The organism is Streptomyces sp. NPDC048636, assembly GCF_040650655.1.
In the GTDB taxonomy this organism is placed as follows: Bacteria; Actinomycetota; Actinomycetes; order Streptomycetales; family Streptomycetaceae; genus Streptomyces.
This window is the reverse complement of record NZ_JBEZHR010000031.1, coordinates 1-3,981: the sequence shown is the minus strand read 5'-3', so window position 1 is coordinate 3,981 and position 3,981 is coordinate 1. Positions and strand designations below refer to the sequence as shown.

At 70.9% G+C, this 3,981-nt stretch carries 1 protein-coding gene; it reads right to left on the bottom strand.

Annotated elements, in window-relative coordinates:
- A partial coding sequence (locus AB0C66_RS35895) for an SDR family NAD(P)-dependent oxidoreductase (RefSeq protein ID WP_362448806.1) occupies window positions 1-3,981 on the bottom strand: 3,981 nt, incomplete at both ends.

Here is a 3,981-nt window from a genome sequence, read left to right as displayed (position 1 = left end):
GCGACTTCTCCGATGGAGTGGCCGATGACCGCGTCGGGATGGACGCCTACGGAGGCGAGCAGTCTGGTCAGGGCGATGTGCAGCGCGAACAGACCCGACTGCGCATACGTCGTGTGATCGAGAAGCTCAGCGTCATCGGGAGCGTTGCTGAAGACCAACTCCTGGAGGGGGTGTTCAAGATGCGGATCGAGGAGTGCGCACACCTCGTCGAAGGCTTCGGCGAAGACGGGAAAGCGGTCGTAGAGCTCGGCGCCCATGCCCGCTCGCTGGCTGCCCTGGCCGCTGAAGAGGAAGACCGTGTGGCCCGTCCGGGGTGTGATCTCCCCGGGGCTCACCACGCCCGGGTGGGGTTCTCCGGCTGCCAGGGCTTCGAGCCCTGCCAGTAGTTCTCCGCGTTCCGAACCGATGACAACGGCGCGACGGTCGAAGACCGACCGTGAGGTGAGCAGGGACCACCCCACCTCCACCGGTGCCGCCTCCGGTGTATGACTCAGCAGCCCGGTGAGCGCTGCCGCCTGCCCGCGCAGGGCCTCGTCGCTCTGGGCTGACAGCAGCCAGGGCACACCACCCACAGGTGTGGAGACGGGCGCGGCCCCACGGGGTTCGACGGCTTCGGGGGCCTGTTCAAGGATCAGATGGGCGTTGGTGCCGCTGATGCCGAAGGAGGACACACCGGCTCGGCGCGGCCGTTCGCCCTCGGGCCAGGGGACGGCCTCCGTGAGCAGCCGTACGTCGCCCGCGTTCCAGTCCACGTTGTGGCTGGGTTCGTCGATGTGGAGCGAGGCGGGCAGCAGGCCGTGGCGCATCGCCATGACCATCTTGATGACCCCCGCCACACCGGCGGCGGCCTGGGTATGCCCGACGTTGGACTTCACCGAGCCGAGCCACAGGGGTTGGTCGTCGGCCCGCTCCTGGCCGTAGGTGGCAAGCAGCGCCTGGGCCTCGATGGGGTCGCCGAGAGTGGTTCCGGTGCCATGCGCTTCCACGGCGTCCACGTCGGCGGGGGTGAGCCGGGCGTTGGCGAGTGCCTGGCGGATCACCCGCTGCTGCGAGGGGCCGTTGGGCGCCGTCAGACCGTTGCTGGTGCCGTCCTGATTGACCGCGGAACCCCGTACGAGGGCCAGGACGCGGTGGCCGTTGCGGCGTGCCTCCGACAGCCGCTCCAGCAGCACCAGACCGACCCCCTCACCCCACACCATGCCGTCGGCCGCCGCCGCGAAGGGCTTGCAACGGGCGTCGGGGGCCAGTCCGCGCTGGCGGGAGAACTCGATGAACGCTCCCGGAGTGGCCATCACGGTCACACCCCCGGCGAGGGCGAGTGTGCATTCGCCCTGGCGCAGTGCCTGGGCGGCGAGGTGCATGGCCACCAGGGACGAGGAGCACGCGGTATCCACCGTGACGGCGGGCCCCTCCAGACCGAACGAATACGCCACCCGCCCGGACACCACACTGCCGATGTTCCCCGTGGCGACGTAGCCCTCGACATCACTCGCCGTATCGCCGGTGAGCGAGAGATAGTCCTGCGAGGTCACCCCCGCGAAGACGCCGGTGGTACTGCCCTTGAGCGTGTCCCGGTCCAGCCCCGCGTGTTCGAAGGTCTCCCACGCGGTTTCGAGCAGCAGTCGCTGCTGGGGGTCCATCGCGGTGGCCTCGCGCGGGCTGATGCCGAAGAACGCGGCGTCGAACTCGCCCGCCTCGTTCAGGAACCCGCCCTCCCGGACGTAGCTCGTACCCGTGTGCTCGGGGTCCGGATGGAAGAGCGCGGCCAGATCCCAGTGACGGTCGGTGGGCATCTCCCCGATGGCGTCCCGGCGTGCCACCACCAGGTCCCACAGCTCCTTGGGGGTACGGGCGCCGCCGGGGAAGCGGCAGCCCATCCCGACGATCGCGATCGGTTCGTCGAGGGCGGCCGCGGTGGGGGTGTGCTCGACGACGGCCGTCCGGCCGCCGGTGAGTTCGCTGCGCAGGTACGCGGCCAGGGCATCGGGGGTCGGATGGTCGAAGACCAGGGTGGGTGGCAGGTCGACACCGGTGGCGGCGGTGAGTTGATTGCGCAGCTCGACCGCGGTGAGGGAGTCGAACCCGAGTTCCTGGAAGGGCTGGCCGGGCGGAATGGCGTCCGGCCCGGAGTGGCCGAGGATCGTGGCCGCCAGGGTCTGGATCCGGTGGAGCAGGAGCTGATGCTGCTCGGCCGGAGTGCCGGTGCCGAGCTGTTGGAGCAGTGGGGTGGCGGTCGCTCGGTCCTGAGTATCGGCCGGGCCGCCGGTGGCCGGGATGAGCTCGGAGAGCAGGGGGCTGGGGCGCTGAGCGGTGAAGGTGGCCGGGAACGTCGCCCAGTCGATGTCCGCGATCGTCACCGTGGTGTCGCGGTGGCTGAGCGCGTGGTGCAGCGACGCGAGGGCGAGCTCCGGACTGAGCGGCGACAGCCCGCGTCGGCTGTAGAAGGCGCGTGCCGTGTCGTCGGCGGCCATTCCGGCGTCGCTCCAGGGTCCCCAGGCGAGGCTGGTGGCGGGGAGTCCACGGGCGCGGCGGTGTTCGGCGAGTGCGTCGAGGTAGGTGTTGGCCGCGGCGTACGCGCCTTGGCGGCTGCCGCCCCAGGCGGCGGCGCCGGAGGAGAAGAGCACGAACGCGGAGAGGTCCAGGTCCTGGGTGAGCTCATGCAGATGGGTTGCGCCCAGCGCCTTCGGTCCCAGCACATGGTTCAGCCGATCCGGTCCGAGATCGGCCAGCAGTTCGGTGTCCGACGTTCCGGCGGCGTGGATGACGGTGGTGAGGGGGTGTTCGGTGGGGATGGTGTCGAGGAGTTCGCGCAGTGCGTCGCGGTCGGAGATGTCGCAGGCGGTGATGGTGATGTGGGTGCCGTGTGCGGTGAGTTCTTGGGTGAGTTCGGTGGCGCCGGGTGCGTGGGGGCCGGTGCGGCTGATGAGGTGGAGTCGGGGTGCGCCGTGGTGGGCGAGCCAGCGGGCGATCTGTGCGCCGAGGCCGCCGGTGCCGCCGGTGATGAGGGTGGTGCCGGAGGGCTGCCAGGTGGCGGGCGCCGTGGACGGAGTGGTGGCGTGCACGAGACGGCGGGCGAAGCGACCGGTGGTGCGGATCGCGACCTGGTCCTCCGGCTGACCGGGAACGAGGAGCGTGGCCAGACGGCGGGCGGTGTGATGGTCGATGACGGTCGGGAGATCGACCAGACCGCCCCAGCTTCGCGGGTGTTCCAGCGCCGCCGTACGGCCAAGCCCCCAGATCTGCGACTGGAGCGGATGCGGCAGTGACTCGCCGGGCGCGGCGGCGACGGCGCCTTGGGTGAGGCACCACAGGGGCGCGTCGATCCCGGTGTCGGTCAGAGCCTGAAGGAGTGCTGTGGTGGCGGCGAGCCCGGTGGGCACCGAGGGAAAGTCCGGATGCGGCTCCAGCGCGAGTGCGAGCAGACTCAGCACCCCCGTGAAGTCCATACCGGACGCAGCCGCGTCGAGTTCGCGCCCGAGAGCGTCCCGGTCGGCGTGCTCGGAGTCGATGGTGTGCGGGAGCGGTGTGGCGCCGTGGGCGGTGAGGGCCTGGGCCACCGTCTGAACGGCGGGATGGTCCGTATGGCCGTCGGGGATGATCAGCAGCCAGGTGCCGGAGAGCGCGGGGGGCGCGGGGGGTTCGGAAAGGTGCTTCCAGGTGGCCCGATAGCGCCACGAATCGATGACCGACTGCTGACGGTGGTGCCGCCGCCAGGCCGACAGGGTGGGCAACACCGCGCTCAGCATGGGCTGCTGATCCGCCGGAGAGTCGAGAGTCGCCGCCAGCGCCCCCAGATCCTCCCGCTCCACGGCCTCCCAGAACTCCCGGTCGGCCGACGCGGCCTCGGTGGCCGCCTTGCCGCCAGTGGCGGGTGCCAGCCAGAAGTGCTGGCGTTGGAAGGCGTAGGTGGGGAGTTCGAGGGTGTGTGGGGGTGGGGTGGTGGGGTACCACGCGGTCCAGTCGATGGTGGTGCCGGTGGTG